This is a genomic window from Caproiciproducens lactatisolvens (genome assembly GCF_052443335.1).
Lineage (GTDB): Bacteria > Bacillota > Clostridia > Oscillospirales > Acutalibacteraceae > Caproiciproducens.
Genome location: NZ_CP195750.1, coordinates 2,687,421 through 2,712,862 on the forward strand (window position 1 = coordinate 2,687,421; position 25,442 = coordinate 2,712,862).

Consider the following 25,442-nt stretch of genomic DNA (forward strand, 5'->3'; position numbering starts at 1 on the left):
CCTCCATGTGTTTAAAACTCGGTTAGAATACCCCTGCCGGTTTTCTTGTGGAATTCCCATTTATGCCCGGTAGGACTAACAACCTTACTCAATGCAGAAATTTCAGCAGTTGTTCTTTCGCAGAAGTTTGGCCTGTTCAACTTATAGTTCCGGACAAATATCTGCGCACAATCTTCCATACTCACATCAAAAGGTGGGTAGAGTGCCATCGGAACCGTTTTATACGAGAGTTTCCCATGCATATAACTCAAGCTGATTAGCTTTGACATACCATCGCTACTTTTTCCTGCGATAATAGCGCAAAATGGCATCGCCGCTATCACACCCAACTGTAGGCTTTCTATCCTTGCGTAAAAATCAGTAATAACCTTGAGAAAGAAATCTGCATTCAATCCGCCCATCCCTATTTTTTCGCTGTCAATAGTAACAGCTTTTTCAATGGCAGCATTACCTGCAGCGGCGAATGCGAGATGCTCGTTGATAACTGTCACTTTTTGCATGTTGTCATCAATGAATGCTCCCTCTTTTGTGGAACTGCGCTTGTCACCTCATAAGATGATGACATCAGATTCCTCAATGCCAAAAATAACACTCATACCGAGCCCTCTTAGTTGAGCTTAATTCCATCGCAGTTTTTCATCAACGCTTTGAGCTGTGCGCGCATTTTCTCCACATAGTCGTCAATGTCCGCTTCACTTTCAAGCTGTTTGGCGGGGAAAACGATCTGCCGGTTATAAGCCCGGATGATTTTTTTTGGCGCTGGATTCCCTGCGGGAGTTGGCTTCGGGGCCGCAACTGGAGCCGGAGCCGGTTTGTTCAGAATCTCCAGTTTACTGCAAGCCTCATCCTTTTGCTCCAGCATGGAGGGAACAAGGCCGTCCAGCAGCGCGAGGCTCTGAAGCTCCTTGATCCTCTGCTTGCGCTGGTCATAGAAAGTGTCTGCCGTTGTAATAACAGTTTTGCAATCGGGATTGCTTCCCGCCGCGCGGTGGATCGCTTCCATACACTGACGGACAATCTCCATCAGCTCGTCGCGCTTAGCGGCGAGCAGGCGGTCATGTCCCTCGTGGACGGTACGCATCAGGTCGTTCAGTTCGGGAATGCGCTTGTAAACATATTTTGAATCGCCGACGTTCACGACGATAATCAGGCGAATCTGATTCAGTGCGGTATTGGCTTCTGGCTCTTTGGAAAGGTAGTCCAGTTCGTTTGCCAAATCCCGTTCCAGCTTCACCGCAGAATCAAATACAGTAACCTGATTTTTGAAGAAACCTTCGACCTGCGCCATATCATCCTTGTTGTCGAGCAGGTCATCCGCCTTTTTCAGAACACGATCAATGAGCGCAATATTATCCTTCTGCTGGGAGAGCACATCGTCGATCAGCGTAATGGCGTTTTGAACCAGCGCATGGTCGGGATATTTGTGACCTTCGTACCGCTTTTCCAGTTCCGCATCATGCTCTTTCTGCTTTGTGAACCTGTCGATAATAAAGGCGATCAGACCGTCCTCATCGGCAGGGACGTCCATCACATCAAAATAGCTGCGGAGGAACTCTTTGACGGCCTTCATTTTTGCCACTGTGACGATCTGCCTTGTGGAGACAATCGTTTTGCCGATCTCGCTCTTTTTCCGAAGCATATCCGGCAGTTTCGGGTTGCTTGGCTGGATCGTCGTGCCCGCGTATTTTACTGTTACTTTCTGGTCGTAGATTAACTGCGCCATGACCGCGGCGATGTCGATTTCTTTCCAGCCGTATGGAATCGCCTGATAACGGCTCTGAATATCGGCCATGGAAGTGGGAAGATTCTTACGGAACTGCATTTCAAGATGTTCTTCTATTTTCGCGGCGGCACCGCTGTTTTTGGGAACTCCCATCGTCTGCTGAATGCTGCCGGAGAGGATAGCGATAATGTCCTCATCCGATTCTGCGTTATCTTCAATCAGGTCAAGACCGCTGTAAACATGGGAGACAAGGTATTCGAGCGCGCTGTCGATTTTGGCTTTGGTATCTCCGCCCTTAAAGGTCAGACGCTCGCCGTCCACATAAGATTCGGCGGAATCAATCGCCTTACGCAATTCCTCCATGGCAGCCTGCTCATAGGCAGTCGCCTCGTCCTGCTGGTCGCGGATAATATCCTGCACCGATTTCGGAAGCTGCGCGACGTTCCGCTGCTTCACATATTTGCGTATCTTCATGGCGCTTTCCAGCGCTTCGTAGTAATCGGTCTCACCGAGTACCATAATCGCCTGGCCGGAAGATTCGCTCATGAGCCGAAGCTCGGATTTATCAACGGCATCCGTTGCGACCGTCAGGAACCGCAGGCGCATACCGCCTGTGGCCGCACCGACGATCACGCCGTCTACCATCTTGTCAAAGTCAAAATCGTATTTCCCAAACCGGAATTTCTTTGTTGTGTAAATATCACCGTAAATCATCTGAGCGATCCGCTCCACAATGGAGGAGGTATCGACAGGCGTGTTCTTGACCTCACGCTGAATATCCTGTTCCTCGTCCGTGAGGAAATTATATGTGTCACCGGTGCGGCCAATGTAGTTCTGGCTGTGCAGCCTGTCCAGAGACGCACTTACGGCTGCCCGCAGCGTAATCTTATCGGTGCGGATGTCGTCGGCCATTAGAATGATGATATTATCCAGGTTGGCGGGGATGTCATCCACATAGCGAATCAGATACAGCAGTTTAAGAACGTCCACGTCGTACTGCTCAATGCCCGCGTCGGAATCGGCTGCTCTCTGGCAGCGCTCAATAACCCGGCGGATCGAACCGTCAAGGAAGGTATGTACAGTGTCGTAGAAACGGAAGAACGGGACAAGCGTGTACTCGTCACATTCCTGCACCTTCTGGGCGCACTCCTGAAAACCGGAGAGCATAGAACGCTCGCCGCCTGACAGATGCTTGCCGGAATTGCCGTGCTTGCGGATCTCCGCAAAAACCTTTTGGATAATGATAAATTGATACGGCACAAACGGATAATCCGTTGCAAATTCCGCTGCACCGCTGAACCCTTTAATATCCAGTCTTGAATCGGAAAAGCTGAACAGGTTGCGCAGCACAGAATCATTCTCGTTATAAAGTGTCTCCAGCCGGGGAGTGACCTCGGCTTTTTTCTTCAGGATGCGTTTCTGAATGACTTCATCGACCGAAGAAGAAGACAGCGAGAGGCGAGTTTTGAAACGAGCCTGAATCCGGGAAAATTCATCCGAGCGAACCTTGATGATCTCGTCTATCGCTTCCTGACCGGTGCATACGACCCACACCTTTCCGCCGCACTCGCTGCCGATCTTTTCCGTGAGCGATTGCAGATTCAGCAACATATCCGTATCGGTTCCGACGTACTGGCCGACTTCATCGACCATAAACAGCAGCCTGAAATCCTTGGGCTTGCTGTCTGTATATTCCTTGATGTCCTCGACCAATCTGGCAATGCTGAACTCGACAGAGGTTTTGTCATTAAACCAGTTCCGGGCATCTTCCTCGCTCATGTCCATGACTTCCATCAGCGTGGGGATAATGTATTTTCCGTTGAACGCAAACGCCTTGCGTTGGTCGATCCATGATTTGCCCTTTTTCTGTTCAAAGACGCGGCGGAATTCCTCGGTCTTACCGCTGTGCTCAATATATTTTTCCAGCATAGCCACCTTCAGATTTTCACCGTAGAATCCGAGATGGTTGTAGAACATCTTTGCAAAAACCCGCAAAACGGCAGTTTTGTCCTTGTTGATGGAGCCCTCGATGTCAATGTTGAAAAGGATAGCTTCTGTTGGATCGTGCGTAGCTTTATCGATCAGCATAAAGGTTCCTGGGTCATCGGAAAACTTTTGACGGAACAGCTCGACCGTAGTGGTATCGCCCACAGGCCGGTTTTCAAGAAGATACGAGATAATCTTCAGGAAGTGAGATTTACCACTTCCAAAAAAGCCGGAAATCCAAACGCCCATATCGGAGGTCGGTGTATCAAAAGCGTCATCGTAATAATTGAAGAAGGTAATGAAGTGCTTTTTCAGTTCTTTTGTAATGACATACTCATGCACCTCTTGTTCGACGACGTTAGCAGCATCCTGGTCAACCTTGATAACGCCGTTTATCGGACGGTTGATGTTGTCTTGAAACATATCGCGGATCATCATAGTGCTTGTCCTCCTTATATGACATTGAATGCCCGGTAATACGGGTTCGGCGTGAGCCGGTCAAACAGCTTCAGGTAATTCCCGTCAAAGGCTCCCGGATACATAACAAGAATTGGAATATCGGAATAATACGGCTGCAACGCTTCCAGCATTTTATGAACTCTCATAAATGGAAAAACATCTCCAACTCCAGTCAGAAGCAAAACATCGCCCTTCTTACAGGAGCCCTTTTCCTGAATCTTTTCTATAAACTCCGATTCGCTGATCGCCGAATGAAGCTGGTCAAGCAGAAAGGCGCTTCCGTCGGTATTTTCCATCTCAGGAATCGTGTCCAGAATGTCCATATCAGAGCAGATGCCGAGGAACGTCTCATAAAGGTTGCATTCGATCAGGTGGCAGCCCAGCGTCTGATCCGTCGTAATCTGTTCAATAAAGTGCCTTACAATCATTTCTTCCGCTGCTTCATAGCAGAAAATGCGGATATTAACCTCGTTGCTCAAGCCTTTCCCTTCAAGAAAATCTTGATCCCGCACGAGTTTCCGCAGCTTGTCTAATCGCTCTTTAATATTGCTCATAAGGTTGCATCTCTCCCTTAGTTAAAACAATTAAAAGCAGGCAGCGCTAATTCATCGCCGTTGCTTCGGATTTCGTTTTCCAGCATCGGGTTTAACCATACCGGATTGATGTGGTTCGCCTTTATGCTGTCAAGATACTCATTTTCAACGAGGATTTTAACAAGCACCTGCTTGATCTTGGCTACAGTCGAAACACTCCATGCCGCCACCGAATCATCCTGCTCCTGAAGCCGCATGAAAAATGTATTCAAATCTATTTTACCAAAGGATGTGTCCATTAAACGGTACTTTTCACCGATGACCGTGACCATGAAGTCCCAAACAAGACAGCGTTGTTTCATAATTGCATACAGACAGATTTGCTTTGCAACTTCGGAAGGTTGTGTTGCCAGCGCCTGCGTTAAAGAACTGTTTTTCATTGCGTGGATACGGGCAATACAAGTCCTCGCCATACCCTTAACAGATTTCTCAGTAGGATATTGGAAGAGATTTTCACGCTCTATTTTTCGAATTGTTTCTCCGTCGCTCATGCCTTCAGACATGAGCTTCGCAGTAGTTCTCATTTCATAAAAGAGGAATTGCTCTCGCGTGAGTGAGCCTGATCCGTTATACGGCGAATCCAACTTCATTGTTTCTGAACCTCCTCACCCTTTTGAGATGGCTCAGGAAGAATCTCTGCAATATCATCGAATGAGCAGTTCATTTTTCTGCAAATCCGCACAATCACATCCATGGAAACCATTTCATTGCGCGACAGTTTTGCAAGGGTATTGGCACTGATTCCAACCTTCTTGGCAAACTCAGTTTTCTTAAGTCCCTTATCGATTAACATTTTGAATAGATTGTTGTAGCATACGTCCATCTCGATGCCCTCCATGTCACAGGTTTAGAAGCAGTGGTAGAAATATTTATATTATAACACATAAAAACGAGTAGACGAGCAACTTATCTTTCTATTTACAAATATTTATTTTTTAAAAGATGACTTTTTTGTGCTTTAGGGCCGAAGAGTCTCACAATCTATAGAAACCATACTTCGGTTTAGTGTTGAAAGCGCTAAACGAACTTAGCATACAATACCTGTGTTTAGGTGGTTTGTTCTTTCTCTGCCTATAAACGTTCCCTTCAGGTTGGCCCTTCAAGGGGGTTCATCATGAACCCTTCCTCGGTCCAGTGAAAAGCGACAAAGACCCCTTGGCGGAAAATCATATTTTCACGTCAAGCGTATTATCTTATATTTTCGACCAGATACAAATTGGAGCTGTTGCTGCCGTTCTCACGGTAGCATGGCTCCTTTTTGATGAAGCCGCGCATGGTGAGATCGCCCAGTGCCCGCTTAACCGTGCTGCGAGAGAGATGCAGGTCTTTGGCGATGGTGTTGATACCGGGCCAGCAGGTGCCGCTCCGGTTCGCTCGGTCTTTCAGGTACATGTAGACCGCCTTCGCGCGGTGCGGGATGTCCTCAGCGTAAATGGTCCCGAAATAACTCATACCTTATCCTCCTGCGCCTGTGATCTCTGCCTCTGACGCGCTTTGGAATCCCGCAGGCTGTAGTTGGACTGCTGCTGGCTCATGCTGGCCTGCGCGCGCTTGTCGGAGACAGGCACATTCTCAACGGCTTTGTCAGAGTGGTAGCGCGTCACGATTCGTCGCTCCAGTTCGTCCTTGTCAGCGTAGGCCACCTTGCGCTCCGCCTTCTCCGGAACCTCGTACACATTATCAAAGGTGATGCCCCAATCGAGAAACAGCCGCAGGCGCGTCTGCATGGGGTGGGTTCCGGTCTTCATCACGATGAACTGTCCCTTCGGCAGGCTCTTGAGCTCGTCCGGCATCATCAGGGGACGCTCCATCATCTGGAGGGACTGGCTGGGGTCGTTCTTTCCTCGTGAGATACTGCCGCTCATGACGGTACGGCTGCCCAGCGCTTTGGAGAGCACCTCGGCGGTCTGGCTGTTGGGCGCGAAGCCGCCGAAGATCGTGCATTGACAGTTGTCGACGATGATCTCCGAGCCCTCCTTGCCATAGTTTTTCTGGAGCTGCCCGAAGCTCTGTATGATCGGCACCATGAGCAGGCGGCGGGAACGGGAGGCGGAGAAGATAAGCTGCAGGGATTCGATAGGCGGGATGGTGCCCAACTCGTCGCAGTAGAACACCACGCGGTTCGGCAGTTTCCCGCCATGCTCGTCGGCTACCGAAAGAATCTCCCTGTAGAGTTGCTGGATCATTAGGGACACCATGAAGTATTTCGTCAGGTCTTCTTCCGGCAGTACGATGAAGATGGCGCTCTTGGTATTGCAGAACTTCTCCGCGTCGATGGCGGTATCGAAGCAGAGAATCTGCTCCATCTCGCTGTCGAGGAAGGCGTTGAGCCGTGACAACACGGTGGACATGACGGAGGCCATGGCCTGGTCGGAAGAATTGAGCGCCGCGCCGGCGAACCATTTGGCCTTGTGGTCGGGCGGGAGCTTTGCCATCAGAAGCTGGAACTGGCTTTTGCCTCTGACATTCGACGGCTCCAAAAGCTCCTGCACCATTTTGAACACGGAAATGATGTGACGGCGTTCCTCCGGGTGCTCGTCGTCGGGCGGCAGGAACTCCGCCAGCAGCAGAATCACCGAGGTCAGCAGACCTTCCGCCGCGTCATAGAAGAAGGCGTTTTGTCCGTAGTTGGCGCTGTCGCCGGAGGAGTTAATAATGGTCTTGCTGATGATCTTTGCATACTTTTCCGCCTTGGCTTTGGCGGCCAGGTTGTGTTCGTCGGCACGGTATTCATCCATGTACTTGTTGACGAGGTGCAGAAGATTGTTGCCGTCCGAACGGGTGGGATTGCGTAAGTCGATGACGGAGATATTATATCCATAATAGTCGCGGGCCACGGCTCCGTAGTTGCGGAACAGATCACCTTTGGTGTCGGTGCAGAGAAAGCTCATGCCGGTGGCGCAGGCGTATTCCAGATTGGGATAGAGGAAGAAGGCCGTCTTGCCGACGCCGGATGCGCCGATCATTAATGTGTGGACATCGTCGGTGTCCACCAGCGCCGTGACCTCATTCTTCTTGCCGACGCTGCCGAGGATGATGCCCTGAACCTTTGGCTGGTTCGTGCCCTTGCGCCACGTCTTTGGGCGAAACGGGATACTCTTGTAAGTGCGTTCGATTTCTTTTTTCGTGGCGAAGCGGGCGGTGCCGTGCTGACCGTCGCCAACCGTGCGGCTCTTGATGCCGTTGAGAGTATAATAATGCGCCAGCAGCGACAGTCCGCCAATGACGGCGAACATGATCGCGCCTGCGGCAATCAGGATATAGATTTTGTCCTGCATGATCTCACTCCATTTCCATAGTCATTTTTTCTTCCGCCGCACAGGCACGCACCAGCTCATCGTTCCAGTCCTTTTCTCCGGAGCGGTCGATCCGGATGTTTCCATATCCGTGTTCAGCGAGAACTCCCGTCAGCCGTTCAGCCGCTTTGACACCGGCATCGTCGTTGTCGAGACACAAGACAATCTCTCCGAGCTGCGTATACTGCTCCAGCATCCAGAGCATGGCATGCTCGGAGGTTCCGCAGAGGGACACATAGCTGTGCTTCCGCCAGTCCTCCTGATGAAGGCTGATGTACGACAGAAGATCGATGGGCGCTTCAAACACATAGAGCTGATCGGATTCGCCAACCCAGTGAAAGCTGCACCTCGGATCGCTGCTCTCAATGTTACCGCGATAGCTTTTGCCAGAGGTATAGATGCTCCGCTTGTGCCCGTGACGGGCAACGCCGTGTTCATCATTTCCGACGAACACGGCGTTGTGGTAGATCTTCGTTTTATCTGCGGATGGCTCCGCGCTCTCAAAGATGAGTCCGGCGCGGGCGAACTCTGTCAGCACATCCCGGTTGATGCAGCGGCTCTGCAGGAGGTAGGCGTAGACCCGCCGCATATCCGTGTGCGCGGGCGGGAGTGCGAAAGGTTTCCGCTGCTCTGCGGGTTCTTTCCTCGCCGGGAGATACCCGATCCCACTCTCCCCGCCGAGAAGTGCGGTCACTGCGTCAGAGAAAGACAGACCATAGAACTTCTGAACAAAATCGATGGCAAGACCGCCCTGCTCTGTGGCGTGATCGAACCACTGGTTGCCCCGGACGGTGACGCTGTGATCCGAGGCGAGGCGCTTGTCCCGTCCGGAGGGAAGAAGCTTTTCACCCCGCCTGCGGAGAAACTCCGGCAGGTCGACGGAGTTGGCCCGGCGCTTTTGTTCCTCGGTAAAATGAATATACTGTGCGATGATACTCGCCTCCAATCTCAGTAGGGAATGATGTAGTCCTGCCGCTGCTCCTGATCGTCCTCCTTGTGACCCTGGGCAATCTTCTTCTCCTTCATCTTTCTGCGGAGCTTCTTGTCGATGCCATAACCAACGCCTCCTCGCTGCGGCGGCGTACTATTCTGAAAGACTCGGCTCATGTGATGGAGCAGTCTGGTGGCGGAAAGAAAAACAGACGGGTTCTGTGCAGCCACCGCCCAATGCTCTGTGTAGAACTGCGCATACGTGTTGCCCTGTTCCGCTGACTGGGTAAACCACCTCAGAGCGGCTTTCTTGTCCTGCGGTACATCTTCGCCGACGAGATACAGCTTGCCGAGCGTATACATGGCGTTTGCATTTCCCGATTCTGCCGCGTCGGTGAAATACCGAACCGCCTCCGGGATGTCTTTCCTCACGATATCCCCTTGAAGGAACAGTTTGCCGAAGGCATATTCCGCATCTTGGTTTCCACTGTTGGCGAGCCGAAGCAGCATCGCCGCCGCATCACGAACCGCATCCGGCGTTGACTCGCGCGCGTGAATAATTTTGACCAGCTTCCGTACATTCTCTGGGGCTTTTTGCTTGTCCGATGGGGCTTCCTCGAAGGTGGACTCGTGGCCGAGCAGCTTTGCTGCTTCCGTGACAACCATATTGCGGATGGGCTTGAATTCCTTCTGCCGCGAAAGCGGCGGCAGTTCCGGCATCTCGTCCTGATAGGTGCTGACGATATCCGTGCGGATGTCATACCAGAGCCGGTAGGCTTCCGCTACGCGCGCGTCCCGCGCCAGTTCGTCCACGATCTCATCCACCATGGCCCTGACCGGTGCCTGCAGATAGCCATACTGCATCTTACCCTTGTGTGCGGACAGCTTTGCGGCGAGTTGCCCCGTCAGCTTCTCGATGCGCTCGCTTCGGATCGTGCCGCTCGCCATCTGCGCGATGAGCTCCTGATACAGCTTTCGCGCGTCCGTCTTGAGCGCGTCGCGGCGCTGGGTGTCGGCAGCATACAGCTCCCGGAGCTGCTCCGGGAAGATATTCTGTGCCAGCGAGGATTTGATCTGCGTGATGCCATGCTCGGTGAGGAAACCTTCGGTCGGATCGGTGGAATAAATGATCATATGGATATGCGGATGGTGGCTCTTGTCGTGGAAGGCCGCGTACCAGCGCAGATGCTCGGGCCTTATCTTGTATCCCTTCGCAAGCTCGGCGGTGCAGGAGCAGAGCATGGCGCGCCAGCTCTCCGGCGACTCGAAGCCCATAGCGTGTGCGTCCTCGCGCCGCAGCGAAATCACCGGCGTCCATACAACGCCGGGATGCTCCGCGATCTCCTTCTGCACCTGGGAGATTACCAGCTTTTTACCCGTACCGTCGAAGAGGCCGTGGGCATCCAGCTTGGCAATGCCGGGGCGCATACCGATGTAGTCCACATAGTTTTTCCGTTTGCCGATCTGATCGAGATTCTGTTCCAGCGCGGTCTGGATAAAGTCCGAAGCGTTTTCCCGCGTCGGTCGGGCGAGGTAATCCTCATACTCGAACCGCTTCTTCGCTGAAGGAAAATCTTTGACCAGCCGGCGGATAAGCCGGTCCTGCATTTCCGTCGCCGGTTTCAGCCTATCGGTATCCGCAACCGGCGCGACGCCCTCTCGGGTTGCGATGTAGCGGATGAGATATGAGAGGTGCGCCGCGCTGCTGTGCCCGCTTTTGAAATACGGCGAGATGAAAATAATGCGCGGCATTCTTACTCATCCTCTCCGGTGAGCAGATCGAGACTGTATTCCAGCGGGTATGGGCCGGCGTAGACTTTTTCATAGGTGAGCCTGTCGCCAAGCTGCTTGACTTCGCCAACGGCTTTGCCATGTACATATTTCAACTGCTCCTGGCTGACCTTAAACATACCCGCGATGACGTTCCAGGTTTTCGCTTCCTCCACCGAGAGGCGAAAGAGATTGCGGTTGACATGCGCGCCGAAGCTGTCCAGTGTGCCGTGAAGTACCTGCGACAAAACCGGAGCAAGATATTCCGATGCATCCTTTGTGTTGAGATATCCGGCGTAGAACCGCAGGGCGTTTTCAGTAAATTCATTGAGCGACTGGCAGTTGTCTTTCGGCATCGCCTCTCTGACCATGCGCTCCGTATCCGGCCCAAGCCGAACGGTATATCTGTATTTTTCTTCTGACATATTTTCCTCCTGAGACCGGGTGTAGTGATGGCTTTAGTGCATTGGAAGAGCCTGACGCAACGCAGGTTTACGGGGCGGCATAGTGCGAAATGCGGTGCAAACTCTCAAATCTGGTGCGTCAGGCCGCTCTTTTCAAAAACCGCGCAAAGCCCTGTAAAACCGCGCCCCGGCCCGCTCTGCGGGACGGTGTGACAGGCGGTGACGATGTCACCGCTTTATCCTGTACTAAAATCGTGAGCACCATGCCGTTCTCCAAATCTCCCGCACAAAGCCCTGACAAAGCGTCTTGCTCTGCCGGGGCATCCTTTCCCGCAGCCGCGGAACAAATCGCCACACAGGGCGAACACAAGCGCAGCGGTGGGCTACATGGTCGGTTCTGTCGGCGGCGCCTGCTGTTCCGCCATACACCGGGCGCTGTATACGGCGAGATCCACACCGCCGGTCTGTTTCTGGCAGTATGTATCCATGGCCCGGATCAGGACCTCTTTCTCAGCTGCGTTCAGCGTATAACTCATTTCCTGGGTCTGGCCATCGCCCTCCCACAGGATGATCGACAGCGCATCGCACACTTGTGTGTCGCCTCAAGAAACTCATACCCACGGTCGGTTTTGAAATGCATATCCGTTCCATTTTCAGTCACATGGAAGGCGGAGATGCGCTGCCGCCTGTCCATCCAGAGTTCAATGGAAACATTATCAGCCATTTTTCTCAACCTCCTTCACCGGCATGGAAATCGGCGCTCCGGTTTTTGCCGGAGGAACAGACTTCGGTTGCTCACTCTTTGCCGGACGCCTGGGTTTCGCTGCCGGCGCGGACTTACTGTCCACATATTCCCGCAACGGCTCCGGCACTGCTTTTTCATACAGCTCCGCAAGAGCCTGCTCCATACGCTTCTGCGCTGAGGTGTTTTCCTTCTTCAGAGAAAAATCCAGCGCCTTCAATCTTTCCTCGTCGAAAGGAATGTTGATCGTGACTTGGCTCATACTGCCGCCTCCTTAAAAAGTAATGAACCGCATATGCGGCTGTGCGTCCGGTTCGTAGTCCAAGAACTGCTCCGCCTCGGCGAAGCGTTCTTTGTACTCCGCGACCTGCCGATCCGTGAGAGAGGCGAAATCGCCCTCGCCGTTATCCCGGACAAGAAAGAACGGCCCGCAGATGATGTCATCTCCGAGCCGTCTGTTCATCTCCATGCCATTGAGCTTGCCTTCCTCGTTGCAGACGAGAATGGTACCGGGATCGTCGTTCAGATACACGCATTCGATCAGCCCGCCCACCTCGGCCTGCAGGCTTTTCAGATCTGCGCCGATCGCTTTCTCCTCCGGGGCCTTGCCCGGTTCCACGCATAAAACGTACAGTGTTTTGATTTCGCTCATGGTGTGGCCTCCGTTTCTGAAATGTAGTTGATGTATGGGATCTGCAGCCATGCCGTCCAACTCCTCTCAGAGAGCTGCGTCTTGACCACGCCGTATTTAGTGCCCATTGCTTCAATGACTTCTCCGTTTCCGATGTATACACCAATGTGGCCTTCGTGCCAGACCGCAAGCCCAGGGATATCCGGCATGGTGGACATATTTCCCTTGACTGTGGCGTTGTTGTACATCCCGTCCGCGCCCACGTCGGGCATGCCGTTGATGCCATAGCCGATGCTCATGGTGGACGTGTCCAGCCATCCATAGCCCTTGATGAGTCCCACGCAGTCGGTTGTTCTGCGTCCCAGCCAGTTCTGCCGGATGAAATCCTCATAGTTACCCACTCCGTCAGGATACTGTGCCAGTTTTGACGCGAAGATCGAATCCGTAAGGACGGAGCCATAGGTGCCCCACACATAGCCCCAGCCATTTCTCCATGCGTTTTCCGCATAGATGACAAGGTCGAGATTGTTTTTAGTGGCGGGATCGGTGAAAGCAGAAATATCCAGCTCGATGCTTACGCCGTCGCCTCGGGCATACCCACCGGAGAATGTATCTCCGCCGCTGTGCGTCCGGGAGTATACCTCATCCGCGTTCTTCCGCACCGCGTCGGTAATCTCTACTCCCATCTTGGAATGGATGTTGGCGTATGCCGTTTCCAGCGAGACCGGCACGGCGACGGTATAGGTTTCCGAATGTTCCGCGCCGTCGTCATCGGTCCAGGTGCGGGTGCGTTCCTCATAGCTCACGAAGCAGTCCACGAACTGCTCAATGCCAACGGCGCCGGGGTTTTCCTCGCCGAAATACAGAGAATAGAAAACGGCCTTGACCCGATTGGAGTCAAGGCCGCTTCCGCCTTCCGCCATGGCGTTGACAAATGCCACATTGCTGTCCACGATGGCGAGGCTGTTTTGCATATCCGTGATGTGCTGCCGGTATGCTTCCGGAACGGAGCCTGCGATCATGCCGCCGTAGTAGCAGAGGTCGAGCGCCGCCGCGTTGTGATCCGCGCCGCCCGACATAAAGCTGCACACAACGACCAGCAGGAGAATGAGCGGCGAGAGGATGGCGGCGATGATCCAGCCCACGGTTTTGCGGAGCTTTTCGCTGGTGAGGACGCTGGCGGCGATCTTCGCCGCCGCTGCCGGAGAGAGCGCCATCAGCGACCACCTGCCTTGCCGAACAGTTTTTCCTTATACGCCGGGGCATGAACCACAAGGTTGTACCGCTCGTTGCCGCATTTGTAGAGGCAGACGCCCCGCTGGGGGAAGCGGATGAGATTGTACTCGGATTCTTCGAGCTGGAGCGTATCCATATAAAACTTCTTGTCGATGTTGCCGGCGTTGAACAGGAAGGCGTGGGTCGGGATGCTGAACAGCGGCTTTGTCAGCTCGGCTATGCCGGGGATGGCGAAGTCCTCGAGGTTCTGGCTGGCGAGGATGACGCTGGATTCTTTTTTGCGAACACGCTTCATGAAATTACGGATGTACTCGATTGCGGTCAGGTTCGTCAGGAACAGGTACAGCTCGTCGATGCTGGCGGCGGTGTTGCCCTCGGTCAGCAGCTTATCCGACATGAAAGACAACACGTTGAACAGCAGGGCGTTCTTCACATTTTTACTGGCCTGCAGAAGTCCCTTTACGCCGAACACCACGAAACGGCTGGATGTCACATTGGTATGACCGTTGAAAAACTGGCTCTCCGCGCCCTGACACATGGAGTGGAGCCCCAGCAGGATGTCCTGAAGCAATTCTGCCGTGTAGAGCTGAAACTTCTGCGCGTCGTAGGCTTTGTATTCCGCCTCGATCAGTTCATACAGGTCGGAGAGGATGGGATAGTCCTTCGTCGTCAGCTTTGAGAAGTCGGTTCGATCGCTGATGCCCCATTTTTCATACAGCTTTCCCAACATCAGTTCGATCACATCAATACGCTTATCATCGAAATCCTTGTAACACCTGAAAAAATCCTTGAGGAAAGAGATGTGCTGTGAGAGCTTGGTGGTCTGCCGAAAGGTCTGCGGCGCGTCCTTATCGTCCACGCCGCTGCCGTCGTCCCATGCCTTGGGTTCCAGAGGGTTTATCATGTACTGGCCGCTCATGAGATCGACAAAGCACCCGCCAAGATTTTCCGCGAGGTCGACGTATTCATGCTCCGGGTCCAGGCACAGGACATTCTTGCCGCTTTCCAGAATGTTGCACAAGAGCAGCTTCAAGAGATAGCTCTTGCCCTGGCCGCTGTTGCCGAGAATGAGGCAGCAGGGATTGGTCTTGTCATCGTCCCGCTTGTCAAGGTCGACGAGAATATTACTGCCGAACTTATCGCGCCCGATATAGAAGCCATGGGCGTCGGTCTTGCCGGAGTAGTTGAAGGGATAGAGGTTGGCGACCGAGCTGGCGGGCAGAACGCGCTCGAACTGAGCCCCGAACACGTTCCATCCACTGGGGCCGACGCAGAGGAAGCCCTGTTGCTGACGGAGCAAGAGCCTGTCCACATTGAGCTTACTCCGTACCAGTTCCGTCAGCACGTCGGTCTGGAGCAGCTTCAGTTCATCATATTCGTGGGCAATGAGTTCGATATACACCGCGCAGTGGAGGAGCGGCTCGCGGTTGCGGTGCATGGCAGATACCAGTGCGGTCACGTCCTGCAGATTGCTTTCCGCGGTGACCGTCTGCTGAAGGTCGTTGGTATTGGAGCCTGCCATGCGGTTTTTGTTGGCCGCGTTGTGGATGATCGTCTTTTCCTCACTCGGCGTGACCTGCCGGGTGTAGATGCGGAGCGTCACCCCGTCCTTTTCGCCCAGATGCCGCAGGATCGCCTGCTCGTCCGTAGCGGTGGGATATTCCCGCAGCGCCCATACACACCGATAGGTGTTGCCGCATAGGAAGTGATCCACATTGAATTTGATGATCCCCGGCGAGATCATGTCGAGGAACTCCTTGATCTGCGCTTCCTGCGCCGGGGCCGCGCTTTTTTTACTGTGTTTACCCAATTGGGTTACCTCCTGATCCTTATTCGCCGAGGATGATCCAGCGATCTCCGTCGTTGTCCTCGTATTTTTCTGTCGTGACATTCTGCTCGTAGTAAACGCCGAGGAGCCGTTTGATGCCCTCGCCCTCGCACAGACGCACGGTGAATCCCTGATCTTTGAGAGATTTTTCTATCGTCATCAGGTGAGAGCGCACATCCGTTTCCTTTTCTCTTTTCAGGCGCACGATGATAAGAAACTCACGGGCGGTTGCCATCTGCACCTGCAGGCGGTCGAGACTGACTGCGTCCAGCTCCAGCAGCTTCCGCACAGCGGGCAGGTTCTCCGCATTCGTCCGCGCTTTCAGGAAGCTCTTGTTTTCCTCAAAGCTTTCCCGGCTGTTGATGCAGAGCATCTCCACCTCCGTCTGGCCTTTGAGGACGGTCATCAGGGCGTAGATCCGCGCCGCCACACTGGCGTCGGACAGAACGCTGATGTTGGTCGGTTTGATTGAAAAAAAGACCAGCTCTCCATGGCTGGTCAGAAGGCTGTATTCGGAGATCCCGTCGATGCCGATGAGCTGACGTGTGGACTGCCGCTCACGCTCGGCGTTCCTCTTTTTTCTGCTCATGTTTTTATCCTCCAGTAGTAGATCTGCTGCTTCCCGAAAAAGAAACCGAAGGCGTTCACGATAAAATCGCGGATGCTGGTCCCGTCAAAGCGGATGGTGAGAAAAGCATATACCGCCGTTGCCACAATGGGAAGGAAGAAGCGGAGTTGGGCCAGCGCAAAGACAGAAAGCAGAAGTCCCACGCCGATGATGCCCACATCCCGCAGTTCCCACAGGAACAGCGTTGCCTTGGCCTTCAGGTTGTCAGGGTATAGATACAAGTATTTCGCCTCCAAAAGTTTTGGGGCCGCCTCCCGGCAACCCCGCGCGGTCATTTTTGATTATGCGATGTTCGCGTCGTCCAGCGCTTTTTGGATCAGCCCCAGCACGAACTCCCGCTGGCTTACCTTCTTGCCGGTACGCTCCGACTCGCTGTCGAGGTAACGCTTGATCCGCTGGAACAGTTCCTCCGGGATCTGAAACGCCATGGTTCTGGTGCCTTCCATTTTTTGCCCTTCTTTCAGATTGTAGTATTCGGTTATGAGCGCGGTGACGTATTGGCTGAGCGTCTGGCCCGACTGCTCCTGTTCTGTCCGCACTCTGGCGTGCAGGGACTCGGGGATTTGAGCGCAGAGGTTTTTTGTCGTTTCCACGGTGACAGCTCCTTTCCTGATTTGCAAGCCAAGTATAGCGGGAGCGCGGCGTAATAGCTATGACCAGAGCCAACGAAGAATATGGGCTAAGTGAAGCATATTACCCACTGCCCGCCGCTCTCAATACGGCGGCGATGCCGCGCAGGACGAAGGTCACGCATGGGATCGCAACGCTGTTGCCCAGCGCCTTGTAACGGGCGCTGTCCGACGCGCCGGGGATATCTGTCCAGCCGTCCGGGAAGCCCTGGAGGCGTTCACACTCCAGAGGCGTCAGACGCCGTATGAGCTGCCGCTGTTCGGTATTCGGCTGACAGACAAGGTCGGTGGCGTCCTTGTGCTGGCGCGCGCTTTCCGTGCTGGCAACATCCTGCTCTACGAACTTATCCACTCGCTGCCGATTGAAGACTGCGTGATGATCGGTAGCTGTCAGGGTATAGGAAATATCCGCCTGCCAGCCGAGACCGTTGCCGCCGTTTTGCGGCTGCCGGTCAATGGCATTGCCAGTGATGCAGATGGCATCCGGTTCGCGTGAAACCAGCGGGATGTTGTTGCCCCCGGTCCCGTACCGGGCCGACATGGTGGGCGCGACCTTGTGCGGGCCGGTATATCTGGCGTCGATTCCGTGGTTTTCGTATACCAGAGGCTGATGCCCTTTCTCATCGGCACGAAGTGTGCCGGTGCGGTCGAGAGACAGATCCATACGCTGCCCACCCTGGTCGTTCAGGCACAGAATGGACGGCATCATGTTTCCGCTGGCTGAGGCTTTCAGCGTGGGCGCGCGTTCCTCCTGATACCCGATGGTCCCGGCAGACGGCCCGGCCCCGGCGCAGAATCCGGCTACACTATGGGAGTCAATTCGACTTGGCAATGAGGATGTGGCGTTTTTTGCTATACCAGCCTGCCGTTCCAGTGCCGCTTCAAGCTGCGGCGGTAAATCCTTGCCGCGTTCCTCAGCCCTGCGGAGGATTCCCAGACAGGCAGTTTTGCTCAAATAGTATCGTCGGGGCACTGTCTCCTGCAAAATCCGCGACAAGGAAGATTCGACGGCGTCTTTGGGCGACGCCCCAGTATTGAGCGTCCAGTACTCGCCAAGCAAGGGAGCATTGGTTTCCCAGCACGCCCCCAGCAGATTCCCACCGCCCGGACGCAGGTCGAGGAATTGAAAGTCTGTCGTCCGCAATTCGGATGGTTTCTTCGAGGACCGCCCGGAAGTCCTCGCCGTCTGCCGAGGAGAAGGCTCCGGGGACGTTTTCCCACACCATAAATCTGGGCCGAACAAGGTGAGCTGTTCGGCCTCGCAATCTGTCTGCATCTCTCATCTCCTTTACGACACGGGTTTGTCCCATAAAAAGGCCGGAACGGACGCCGGCCAGCCCGGCTCTCGCTCCGGCCACAGACAAATCCTGACATGGGCTGCCGCCGCAGACGATATCCACGGGCGGAAGCTCGGCACCACTCAGCTTCGTAATATCCCCGACGTGAACCATGTCCGGGAACCGCAGCTTCGTTACCTCGATGGGAAAGGCTTCGATCTCGCTGGCCCAGACGGGCACGACGCCATTGCGGACTGCCGCCAGAGGGAAGCCTCCGATCCCATCGAAAAGGCTTCCCATCGTCAGCATGGCTTACAGCCGCATTGAGCAGAAGGGATGCCTTTCCGCAAACGGCCTTTCTCTTTCTGCCATTTCCTGTGCCGCCACATATTTTATGGGTATGCCGAGTTCCCGGGCGGCGTCGATCTCACTCTGCATACCGCGGGATACCGTATCGCCGAAAACCCACAGCTCGTCACAGTGAGCCAGCGCCTCTTTACCCATATCGAGACCGAGCCGTCTGTCGTCGGAGTCATGTTCGTTCAGCACCTGCGGATACAGCAAATGAGGTGCAAAAAAAGCGTGCCCTTCGTTCATCACGAACCGGCACGCATCCTTTGCAAATTCCGTATTTCGTTCAATGTCCCCGGCATAGGGGGACGCTACATAAATGAGCTTCATGTTTCCTCCATTTATTTCGGCGCGGCCTGAATAATGGTCCGCGTCGTGTTGACTGCCGCCTGCGCCGTATAGACGGCGCTCATGATATTGGCGCGCGTGCTGGTGTCCAGACCGAACGCGCCGCAGATGCGCGGTACTTCTCCGGCCGCCAGCATCAGGCCGAGTCCCAGCAGGCAGTGATCCGGAATGACCATAAGCCCGGCCACAAGGATGGTCGCCTGCAGGAAGGTGGTCAGGCACAGACCGATGATCTGCTTGCACCACTGGACAAAGCCGTCCATATATCCCCGCGGGACGCTGAACATATACAGGGAGCCAACCGAGATTTGAATGAGCAGGATTCCGCCTCGCTTGAGGTTGGAAAAGAAAACTTTGATCACGGCATAGCCCATCATAATGATGATGAACAGCACCATGATCGGGCTGGTGATGCTGCCCAACCCGCCGAACGCGCCGGAGCTGGCCGCCTCCGACGCCGTCCCGGCCGTGTTGAGCTTGTCAATGATCTGTGTCGCCAGCGTGTCGATACCGCTGCCGTAACCGGTGATCCCAGAGGTCAGGCTGGCCTGCAGGCTGACGGAGAGTTTGAACAACTCCACCGGCACCGTCGTAAACAGGCTGACGGCAAGAAATCCTTTGAGCGCGTTGAGCAGCGACTCTTTCACGCTGCCGCGTCCGTTCTGATAGTCGATGCCGGTTTCAAATGCGGATACCACGAGGCCGACAGCGAAGAGCGTCCAGCCAAGGTAGTTGAAAAAGAGGACGATGGACTGCACCCACGGCATATCGAAAAGTTCCACGCCCATGCTGCCCATTTGAGAGAAAAAGTCGCCCAAAAATCCGACCACCTGGCCGTATACCCAGTCGATGATCTGATCCATCACGTCGCCGAGTAAAAAGTCCCATATAAACAATTGCAAAATCACCTCCCTTCACAGCGGCGCGGCCACTTACATTTGCTGTCCCATCTGCATTTCTGGGTCTGTGATCTGCTGCTCAATTTCCATGCTTTTTGTGATCATGCGTTCAATGGACTCAGTGGAGTCGAACAGATACAGATTTTCATTGACAAACCGGTTTTCATGGTACATCAGCGCGCCGCAGAGCTCGCCCATGACCTTGCAGGCGTCGAGGTTCGTGTCGAGCGTCTTGATCGTCCCGATATGGAGCGAATCCCTGCCGCTTTCATCGAACTTCCCCTTGAGATAGCAGTCGATGTAGATCCCCTCGGAGCCGCCGAAGTTCATGGCGGGGAGCAGGTCGAATTCATAACTGCACAGCTTGCCCTTGTAGCTCGTATCGTCGAGAATGTATTCATCGATGGCATCAAAACGGGCGAGATCGCCGTTTTCCTTGGCCTGCTCGATGATCCTGTCGAAGAGCTGCCCGCCGGTCATTCGCTGCTTTTCGAGATTCATCCGGAACTCCCGCTGGAGCTTTTCACTCAAACTGGAGCTTTCGCGGTATCTCTCCAAGGGCACGACATAGGGATCTGGATTGCCGTCCCTGTCAAGATAGCGGTCGCAGAAGTAGTTCGCCCGGCGTGTCAGCTCTGTGATGTCGCAGGGTTCGTCCGGCAGATTACCCCGCAGCAGAGCGAGCCGCTTTTCGTCCATTCGGTCGAGGATATATGCCAGAAGGTTCAACTCCTGAACGCCGCCCTCGACGGCGTTCGGCATGAGACTGCCCAGCTTTTCATTCAGATCGGCGTCCGGCGTTTCAAAAGTAGCGGTTGCTTTTCCGTATGCCAGATAAAACGGCATGGGCCTCTGCACGATGTCCTCCACACGAAGGGGCAGGTTTAGATCCTGCGTTTTGCCGCTCTGGGTGGTCAATGTCAGATTAAGCATAAACGCGTCCTTTCTTACATCCCGAGGATGCTCCAAACATAGAGCGGCGCGGTCAGCGTGAAAACGAGGCAAGCAAACAGGATCGCGGGGCCGCTCCACTCGAACTGGCCGTGCTTTCGGTAATCGAAATACGCCATACCCAGCTTCGCAAAGAAGAACACGGCCAGGATGAGATCGATCGCGGGGAACACAACCTTGTTGACTACCTGCTTGATCTGACCGGAAGCGTCGTTCCAGGTACCTTCAATCGCCCCGGCCACATCTCCGGCGGCGAAGGCGGGCGTTGCCATGAGGACGCAGACGATGAGAACGAGGCAGAGCATGGTAATCAGTCTTTTCTTTTTCATAAACTTTCAACCCTTTCGTTATAAAATGGCCGCCGAGGACTCTCAGCGGCCTTGTGTTTGCTTACGGGTTTGCCGGGGCGATATGCCATTCCTCCCACAGGTTGCCCCGGATCGTGACGCTGCCCGTGAGATTCATGCTGAGCATCCCCGCGGGCGTCCAGCAGTCGAGAAGCCAGGTGTATGGCGTGTATGCGCCGTCCGGGAACCAGATCGGCGTGAAATGGGTGCGACGGTTATAGGTGGAGTACCGGTTCTGCCTGAATACAAACGATGATTCTTTTCCGATGATCGTCGGCTCCAGCAGCCGCCAGTAGGTCTTATAGCCGAACTCCGGGAAGTAGGTCACGGCGTTTTGTGCGGCGGTGACTGCAGCAGACTGGTTGGTACAAACATGGGCTGTCACGTTTTCCTGAACGCCGTAGCCGCTCTTGGTGGTATTGCCGGTCGCGGCGGGAGATTTATCGTCCGGTGTGACGTCCATCTGCGCGTTTAGCGTTGCCGTATAGCCGTTCCAGTCAAACTCCCACCAGCCGTGATCTTCCCACCAACCGCGGTCCACCCAGTGATACCAATGATCAGTATGACTCTTTCCGTCCGCGTCGGTCCAGTGATCCGTGTGCCAGCATTTTTCCCAATTGGGCACCCATTCCCAATTCTCGTGCCAACGCGGAGACCAAATGCCCCAGCTTGCCGAGGTTGCTTCCATGTTGGTCGGCACGGGGCTGGCGGCGTAGGCGTCGTTTCTGTCCGTGGCAATGGGATTGGGCGGATCTTTACCGGCAAGATCGGTGATGTTGCAGACAACGGTGCTCTTCGCCGAACCGCCTCCCACCACGGACACATCGATTGTGATGACGCAGGGTTCGGTCGGCGTGTGCCACCTCACCCATACCAGTTGACTGTCGCCATCCGGATAGTAGACATTGCTCACGGTATAGGTCGTACCCTGGATGTTGAATTGTACACTGACGGGATTATCCGGATCGGACTGACCGCCGCTAACCGCCACAGAAGTTATGACGTCGGTGTCTACGCGATACTCGTAATCAAAGGAATTCACCACGGGAGATTCCGTAATATCGTTAAAGCGCACAACACCGATGCCGAGGGCTGAAATGATATCGGAATTACTGACCTTCTGCGTTGTACTACCGCTCCAAGCCGGATATCCGAGGTCGGCCTTTTCCAGGAAAATAGCCAGCGGAAGGTTTTTGTGCGTCAGCGAGAGCATTTTGGCCCGCAGGCCGCCGTTGACCTGCTGATCGTAGAGAGCGGCTTCCGTGGCGGTCATGGCGTATTGCAAGCCGTTGAAAAAGAAATACGCGATCGGCTCAATGACGATTTTATACTTGCCGCCAACAAGTTTTTCAAAGTCAATCCCAACATATCCGGAGATCCCGCGTATTGTCTGCTCGTCTGTGAAATAACTACGGATGGCGCTGATGCTCGCGGGAAAAGAGCCGGATGAAATAATGCGCGGAAGCGATTGCGACGGACGGATGCAACTGTATCCGCCAACTTTCGGCGAGAGAGCGCGTCCCCCGTTATAGGAGAGCTTGCATACTTTTCCAAAATGGACAAGGGAAGTACCGGGATTCTGGTTAGTCAGGTCAATGACGCTTCCGACGACAGCGTGTGTTTCCGCGTTTACCACGGAAACGCGGACGCCGTCCATGCCTGGGTTCCAATAGCTTGAGGAACTGCCTTCGCCCATACCGCCACCTCCGCCGTCGATGTTCGGATCTCCTGTTGCGAATGCGGGTACGGCAACGGATAACAGGAGCAACACGGAGAGAAAGATCGTAAAGATTCTTTTCATGGCGCCTCCTTTTTTCAAAGAAAAAGCGCAGCCTTTCGGCTGCGCCTGAGAAGCGGGGTTTTTAGCCCATGCTTCCGATTTTGTTTCCGTTTTCATAGATGCTGTTGTCCTCAACCACCTGATTGCCGCCGTCATTATCCACATATCCAAATCCCAGCACATAAACCTGCCCGCCCGAATTCGTGCTCCCGGCCTCTGGCTCGGACGGACCTGTCACCGTCGTCTGTTCCTTTGTATAAGTTGGCGGCGTTTCCGCGTTCCGTTCCTCCTGCGGCACATCCTCGCCGGTGTGGTCATCCGCGACGGTTGTGGGTTTTTCCGGCGCTTCCGGCTTCACGGGGTCTGCCTGGATCGTTTGCTCCGTGCCGTCGCTGTCCGCGCCCGCACCGGGATCGGATGTCTCACTTGCTGAGCCCTCCGCAATCTGGACGCTGGGCGTCGTCGTTTCAATGCTTACCTGCGGTGTGGATTCGGATGATCCCGCCTTTTCCTGCACGGGATCGGCGGCGCGTTTGCTGCCGAACTGTCCTGCGATGACTATAACCAGGGCCACGCAGGCCAGCGATCCCAGAACAATCAACCATGTGCGTTTTGTCTTATCTTTCATAGAGTTTTGCCTCCTTTTTCTGCTCTCTGTGGTTATCCCTCTAATTCGCACCCTACCATAGAAGAATGCGAAAGTCTATTGATATTCCAAAGTTTTCAAAACTTTGGAATATATTTTGCCTGAACCCGAAGCTGCATTCGCAGGGGTGGCAGCACGGACCCTGCGAAGCTTGTCGGCACTTCCAGCACCAGCGCCGCGTCCGCCAGATAACCCTCGCTCTCGCCGCTGGCCAGACCGTTGTTGGAAAGGGTCACGGAAAGGCCTGAAACCGTGTACTCAAGTTTATCCCCGGCATAGCTCGAATAGGAATCCGTACCGGTGGAGGTCAGACCGAGGGTAGCGGCCAACTGACCGTATATATTGCCGGTATCGAGGCTTTCCGCCCAGGATTCATCATCGGTCGGTGCGTATCCCGCCGCATAGCCCTCGCGGACGGCGTGATAGACGTCGTCGAAATTGTCGTTGATCGTGCTGATGACCGACTGTTGCACAGCGTCCCGGACACCCTGGACGATGATGGTCACACGGAAATACTCCGAAATGCCGCAGAAAATGAGCAGTAGGCAGAACGTCACGGCGATGGTCATCGGAAATCCGTCGCCGCGCTTGCCCTTCAGCAGAGGATGCCGTTTTCCGTTCTGAACTACCTGCCTTTTTACCGGTTTGTGGATCGCATCTTTGGCGCATTTGACAATGCGGAGGGGGTAGGGAGTGATCCTGCTCATTTCCAGTACACCTCCGATTTGCCTGTCGCCTGCGCTGTCAACTCCACCGGGAAGGAGCCAAGCCCCCCGAAGCCGATGTCCATCTTCAGTGTTGCCGTGACCGCCACTTCCTCATTGAGCTGGATTTGCCCGGTTCTTGACCAGCTCACGTTCGGCGAGATGCCCAGGCGCTCCGACAGGATCTCGGCTCGGGTACTGGTGGCGTTGCCGACCTGCCCTGTGATCTCGGCTTCCCGCACCAACTCAGTGGCGTAAGTATCCAGATTGTGCTTGGCGATAAAAACAGGCAGCACTTTCACGGCAAAGCCGATCACCAGCATGGCGCAGAGAATCAGCACGACCACATCGATATAGCTCTCGCCGGATTTCCCGGCTTTCAGCCTTTTCAGCATCGTCATCCCCCTTAAAACAGCATTGCCATGGAATTGAGGATCACCATGGCAAGCACAACGATATAGGTCAGCATGAAGCAGGCCAGCATGATAAAGCTGAAGACGCGGATTTTGGACGGAATCTTCGCCGCCTTTGCCTTGAGTCGCTGGAGCTCCCGCTGTTTGAGGTCATGGCTGAGCATTTGGAAATACAGACGTCCGTCGTCGCCGCGCAATACGCCGATGAGCCCTCTCGTGATATCCGAGAGCATGGGCGAAGCGATTCTGCCCTCGAAGCGCACCAGCGCAGCCTCATAGGAGGACGAGCGCATATCCGCCGTGAGAACATCGAGCTCCGCGGCGAACTCCGGACCAGCGTGGTTCTTGTAATTCTCCAGAATGGTCAACACATCGCGGCTGGAAGTCAGCTCCTGCTCGATAGTGGCCACAAAGCGCGGCAGCTCCGAATCGATCTTGTCCCTCCGTTCTGCCACCTTTTCGTCCGCTTTGCAGTATTCCTTAAAATACGTGAGGATGGCAAGCACCACGACCAGCAGCGCCAGCAGAGGAAATACGAGCAGGCACGGGATCGTCAGCAGGAGCATGGCGCATGGCTTGACAATGGTGTAAGCCATGTAGACCTCCGGCGTTATGTCCATGCCCGCCGCGTTCAGTACCCGCGCCATATGCGCCCGTTTATACTCGTCCATGTGAATGAACTTCGAGAGCTTGATAGCCCAGCCAAGAAACAGTGCATCCAGCGACTTCATCCGCTTATGCTCCGCCTTGCCAGCCGACAGCAGGGCCTTCTCGGTTGAGAGCCGGGGCAGTTTCAAAATATCCGCTGCGATAAAGAACAGACCAGCAGCGAGGGCGCATCCGAATAAAAACAATAAGAATGTCACGCCCG

General features: G+C 54.4%; 27 protein-coding genes and 1 pseudogene. All 28 read right to left on the minus strand.

The features are described 5' to 3' along the window. Nucleotides 1-11 precede the first annotated feature (11 nt). The 28 genes and pseudogenes from ACRQV7_RS13170 to ACRQV7_RS13305 all read right to left on the minus strand — a co-directional run bounded on the left by ACRQV7_RS13170 (nucleotide 12) and on the right by ACRQV7_RS13305 (nucleotide 25,437). Nucleotides 12-500 carry a hypothetical protein gene (locus ACRQV7_RS13170; RefSeq protein WP_444658489.1) on the minus strand — a complete coding sequence of 163 codons (489 nt, stop codon included), beginning with the start codon at nucleotides 498-500 and terminating at the stop codon, nucleotides 12-14. 107 nt (nucleotides 501-607) lie between these two features. Beyond that, a complete protein-coding gene (gene brxC / locus ACRQV7_RS13175) occupies nucleotides 608-4,147 on the minus strand; it encodes a BREX system P-loop protein BrxC (protein WP_444658491.1) in 3,540 nt (1,179 codons plus the stop codon). A 14-nt stretch (nucleotides 4,148-4,161) separates the two neighbouring features. Then, a complete protein-coding gene (locus tag ACRQV7_RS13180; RefSeq protein WP_444658492.1) occupies nucleotides 4,162-4,647 on the minus strand; it encodes a DUF1788 domain-containing protein in 486 nt (161 codons plus the stop codon). 92 nt (nucleotides 4,648-4,739) lie between these two features. Next, nucleotides 4,740-5,351, minus strand: a complete 612-nt coding sequence (locus ACRQV7_RS13185; RefSeq protein WP_444658494.1) for a DUF1819 family protein — start codon at nucleotides 5,349-5,351, stop codon at nucleotides 4,740-4,742. Continuing rightward, nucleotides 5,348-5,584, minus strand: coding sequence for a helix-turn-helix domain-containing protein (locus ACRQV7_RS13190; RefSeq protein ID WP_444658495.1), 237 nt, complete (start codon nucleotides 5,582-5,584; stop codon nucleotides 5,348-5,350). Before ACRQV7_RS13190 ends, ACRQV7_RS13185 begins: the two co-directional genes overlap by 4 nt. Nucleotides 5,585-5,949: 365 nt before the next feature. Continuing rightward, complete coding sequence (locus ACRQV7_RS13195; protein WP_444658497.1) at nucleotides 5,950-6,213, minus strand: helix-turn-helix domain-containing protein; 264 nt, start codon at nucleotides 6,211-6,213, stop codon at nucleotides 5,950-5,952. After that, nucleotides 6,210-8,039, minus strand: a complete 1,830-nt coding sequence (locus ACRQV7_RS13200; RefSeq protein ID WP_444658499.1) for a VirD4-like conjugal transfer protein, CD1115 family — start codon at nucleotides 8,037-8,039, stop codon at nucleotides 6,210-6,212. The genes ACRQV7_RS13195 and ACRQV7_RS13200 overlap by 4 nt, the downstream gene beginning before the upstream one ends. A 4-nt stretch (nucleotides 8,040-8,043) precedes the next feature. Beyond that, a complete protein-coding gene (locus tag ACRQV7_RS13205) occupies nucleotides 8,044-9,003 on the minus strand; it encodes a DUF3991 and toprim domain-containing protein (RefSeq protein ID WP_444658501.1) in 960 nt (319 codons plus the stop codon). A 2-nt stretch (nucleotides 9,004-9,005) separates the two neighbouring features. Then, nucleotides 9,006-10,739, minus strand: a complete 1,734-nt coding sequence (gene mobP3, locus ACRQV7_RS13210) for a MobP3 family relaxase (RefSeq protein WP_444658502.1) — start codon at nucleotides 10,737-10,739, stop codon at nucleotides 9,006-9,008. 2 nt (nucleotides 10,740-10,741) lie between these two features. Next, nucleotides 10,742-11,182 carry a hypothetical protein gene (locus ACRQV7_RS13215; RefSeq protein WP_444658504.1) on the minus strand — a complete coding sequence of 147 codons (441 nt, stop codon included), beginning with the start codon at nucleotides 11,180-11,182 and terminating at the stop codon, nucleotides 10,742-10,744. Between the two features lie 362 nt (nucleotides 11,183-11,544). After that, a complete protein-coding gene (locus ACRQV7_RS13220; RefSeq protein ID WP_444658506.1) occupies nucleotides 11,545-11,751 on the minus strand; it encodes a hypothetical protein in 207 nt (68 codons plus the stop codon). Between the two features lie 126 nt (nucleotides 11,752-11,877). Continuing rightward, nucleotides 11,878-12,165: a DUF6103 family protein gene (locus ACRQV7_RS13225; protein WP_444658508.1), complete on the minus strand. Its 288-nt coding sequence runs from the start codon at nucleotides 12,163-12,165 to the stop codon at nucleotides 11,878-11,880. Nucleotides 12,166-12,177: 12 nt separating this feature from the next. Then, on the minus strand, nucleotides 12,178-12,555 hold the full coding sequence (locus ACRQV7_RS13230; protein ID WP_444658509.1) for a DUF3846 domain-containing protein: 378 nt from the start codon (nucleotides 12,553-12,555) through the stop codon (nucleotides 12,178-12,180). Then, nucleotides 12,552-13,751 carry a hypothetical protein gene (locus ACRQV7_RS13235; RefSeq protein ID WP_444658511.1) on the minus strand — a complete coding sequence of 400 codons (1,200 nt, stop codon included), beginning with the start codon at nucleotides 13,749-13,751 and terminating at the stop codon, nucleotides 12,552-12,554. Before ACRQV7_RS13235 ends, ACRQV7_RS13230 begins: the two co-directional genes overlap by 4 nt. Then, nucleotides 13,751-15,514, minus strand: a complete 1,764-nt coding sequence (locus ACRQV7_RS13240) for a VirB4 family type IV secretion system protein (RefSeq protein WP_444660284.1) — start codon at nucleotides 15,512-15,514, stop codon at nucleotides 13,751-13,753. The genes ACRQV7_RS13235 and ACRQV7_RS13240 overlap by 1 nt, the downstream gene beginning before the upstream one ends. Nucleotides 15,515-15,599: 85 nt before the next feature. Further along, the gene (locus ACRQV7_RS13245; RefSeq protein WP_444658512.1) at nucleotides 15,600-16,187 is read right to left on the minus strand and encodes a hypothetical protein; all 588 of its coding nucleotides are present in this window, start codon (nucleotides 16,185-16,187) and stop codon (nucleotides 15,600-15,602) included. Next, a complete protein-coding gene (locus ACRQV7_RS13250; RefSeq protein ID WP_444658514.1) occupies nucleotides 16,184-16,447 on the minus strand; it encodes a hypothetical protein in 264 nt (87 codons plus the stop codon). Before ACRQV7_RS13250 ends, ACRQV7_RS13245 begins: the two co-directional genes overlap by 4 nt. 60 nt (nucleotides 16,448-16,507) lie before the next feature. Beyond that, nucleotides 16,508-16,819: a 4-oxalocrotonate tautomerase gene (locus ACRQV7_RS13255; RefSeq protein WP_444658515.1), complete on the minus strand. Its 312-nt coding sequence runs from the start codon at nucleotides 16,817-16,819 to the stop codon at nucleotides 16,508-16,510. 100 nt (nucleotides 16,820-16,919) lie between these two features. Beyond that, nucleotides 16,920-18,441: pseudogene (locus ACRQV7_RS13260) on the minus strand (DNA cytosine methyltransferase). A 3-nt stretch (nucleotides 18,442-18,444) separates the two neighbouring features. After that, on the minus strand, nucleotides 18,445-18,813 hold the full coding sequence (locus ACRQV7_RS13265) for a DUF7768 domain-containing protein (protein WP_444658516.1): 369 nt from the start codon (nucleotides 18,811-18,813) through the stop codon (nucleotides 18,445-18,447). Between the two features lie 11 nt (nucleotides 18,814-18,824). Beyond that, entirely contained in the window at nucleotides 18,825-19,727 is a 903-nt protein-coding gene (locus tag ACRQV7_RS13270; RefSeq protein ID WP_444660285.1) for a conjugal transfer protein TrbL family protein, read from the minus strand. Nucleotides 19,728-19,763: 36 nt separating this feature from the next. Then, on the minus strand, nucleotides 19,764-20,663 hold the full coding sequence (locus tag ACRQV7_RS13275) for a hypothetical protein (RefSeq protein ID WP_444658517.1): 900 nt from the start codon (nucleotides 20,661-20,663) through the stop codon (nucleotides 19,764-19,766). Between the two features lie 14 nt (nucleotides 20,664-20,677). Next, nucleotides 20,678-21,010 (minus strand): DUF3852 domain-containing protein, encoded by a 333-nt coding sequence (locus ACRQV7_RS13280; RefSeq protein ID WP_312613927.1) that lies wholly within the window; start codon nucleotides 21,008-21,010, stop codon nucleotides 20,678-20,680. Nucleotides 21,011-21,071: 61 nt separating this feature from the next. After that, nucleotides 21,072-22,829 carry a hypothetical protein gene (locus tag ACRQV7_RS13285; protein ID WP_444660287.1) on the minus strand — a complete coding sequence of 586 codons (1,758 nt, stop codon included), beginning with the start codon at nucleotides 22,827-22,829 and terminating at the stop codon, nucleotides 21,072-21,074. 61 nt (nucleotides 22,830-22,890) lie between these two features. Continuing rightward, entirely contained in the window at nucleotides 22,891-23,436 is a 546-nt protein-coding gene (locus tag ACRQV7_RS13290; protein WP_444658519.1) for a DUF6550 family protein, read from the minus strand. Between the two features lie 95 nt (nucleotides 23,437-23,531). Next, nucleotides 23,532-24,161: a hypothetical protein gene (locus tag ACRQV7_RS13295; RefSeq protein ID WP_444658520.1), complete on the minus strand. Its 630-nt coding sequence runs from the start codon at nucleotides 24,159-24,161 to the stop codon at nucleotides 23,532-23,534. After that, nucleotides 24,158-24,553 carry a DUF4320 family protein gene (locus tag ACRQV7_RS13300; protein WP_444658522.1) on the minus strand — a complete coding sequence of 132 codons (396 nt, stop codon included), beginning with the start codon at nucleotides 24,551-24,553 and terminating at the stop codon, nucleotides 24,158-24,160. The genes ACRQV7_RS13295 and ACRQV7_RS13300 overlap by 4 nt, the downstream gene beginning before the upstream one ends. Before the next feature lie 11 nt (nucleotides 24,554-24,564). Continuing rightward, on the minus strand, nucleotides 24,565-25,437 hold the full coding sequence (locus ACRQV7_RS13305; protein ID WP_444658523.1) for a secretion protein F: 873 nt from the start codon (nucleotides 25,435-25,437) through the stop codon (nucleotides 24,565-24,567). Between the last annotated feature and the right edge of the window lie 5 nt (nucleotides 25,438-25,442).

Excerpts from the sequence above, each read along its gene's own strand:
- ACRQV7_RS13230 (WP_444658509.1), bottom strand. The coding sequence starts at position 12,555 with ATGAGCGAAATCAAAACACTGTACGTTTTATGCGTGGAACCGGGCAAG.
- ACRQV7_RS13185 (WP_444658494.1), bottom strand. The coding sequence starts at position 5,351 with ATGAAGTTGGATTCGCCGTATAACGGATCAGGCTCACTCACGCGAGAG.
- ACRQV7_RS13195 (WP_444658497.1), bottom strand. The coding sequence starts at position 6,213 with ATGAGTTATTTCGGGACCATTTACGCTGAGGACATCCCGCACCGCGCG.
- ACRQV7_RS13235 (WP_444658511.1), bottom strand. The coding sequence starts at position 13,751 with ATGGCGCTCTCTCCGGCAGCGGCGGCGAAGATCGCCGCCAGCGTCCTC.
- ACRQV7_RS13225 (WP_444658508.1), bottom strand. The coding sequence starts at position 12,165 with ATGAGCCAAGTCACGATCAACATTCCTTTCGACGAGGAAAGATTGAAG.
- ACRQV7_RS13275 (WP_444658517.1), bottom strand. The coding sequence starts at position 20,663 with ATGCTTAATCTGACATTGACCACCCAGAGCGGCAAAACGCAGGATCTA.
- ACRQV7_RS13200 (WP_444658499.1), bottom strand. The coding sequence starts at position 8,039 with ATGCAGGACAAAATCTATATCCTGATTGCCGCAGGCGCGATCATGTTC.
- brxC (WP_444658491.1), bottom strand. The coding sequence starts at position 4,147 with ATGATGATCCGCGATATGTTTCAAGACAACATCAACCGTCCGATAAAC.
- mobP3 (WP_444658502.1), bottom strand. The coding sequence starts at position 10,739 with ATGCCGCGCATTATTTTCATCTCGCCGTATTTCAAAAGCGGGCACAGC.
- ACRQV7_RS13240 (WP_444660284.1), bottom strand. The coding sequence starts at position 15,514 with ATGATCTCGCCGGGGATCATCAAATTCAATGTGGATCACTTCCTATGC.
- ACRQV7_RS13170 (WP_444658489.1), bottom strand. The coding sequence starts at position 500 with ATGCAAAAAGTGACAGTTATCAACGAGCATCTCGCATTCGCCGCTGCA.
- ACRQV7_RS13300 (WP_444658522.1), bottom strand. The coding sequence starts at position 24,553 with ATGCTGAAAAGGCTGAAAGCCGGGAAATCCGGCGAGAGCTATATCGAT.
- ACRQV7_RS13215 (WP_444658504.1), bottom strand. The coding sequence starts at position 11,182 with ATGTCAGAAGAAAAATACAGATATACCGTTCGGCTTGGGCCGGATACG.
- ACRQV7_RS13280 (WP_312613927.1), bottom strand. The coding sequence starts at position 21,010 with ATGAAAAAGAAAAGACTGATTACCATGCTCTGCCTCGTTCTCATCGTC.
- ACRQV7_RS13245 (WP_444658512.1), bottom strand. The coding sequence starts at position 16,187 with ATGAGCAGAAAAAAGAGGAACGCCGAGCGTGAGCGGCAGTCCACACGT.
- ACRQV7_RS13285 (WP_444660287.1), bottom strand. The coding sequence starts at position 22,829 with ATGAAAAGAATCTTTACGATCTTTCTCTCCGTGTTGCTCCTGTTATCC.
- ACRQV7_RS13265 (WP_444658516.1), bottom strand. The coding sequence starts at position 18,813 with ATGAAGCTCATTTATGTAGCGTCCCCCTATGCCGGGGACATTGAACGA.
- ACRQV7_RS13190 (WP_444658495.1), bottom strand. The coding sequence starts at position 5,584 with ATGGACGTATGCTACAACAATCTATTCAAAATGTTAATCGATAAGGGA.
- ACRQV7_RS13290 (WP_444658519.1), bottom strand. The coding sequence starts at position 23,436 with ATGAAAGATAAGACAAAACGCACATGGTTGATTGTTCTGGGATCGCTG.
- ACRQV7_RS13295 (WP_444658520.1), bottom strand. The coding sequence starts at position 24,161 with ATGAGCAGGATCACTCCCTACCCCCTCCGCATTGTCAAATGCGCCAAA.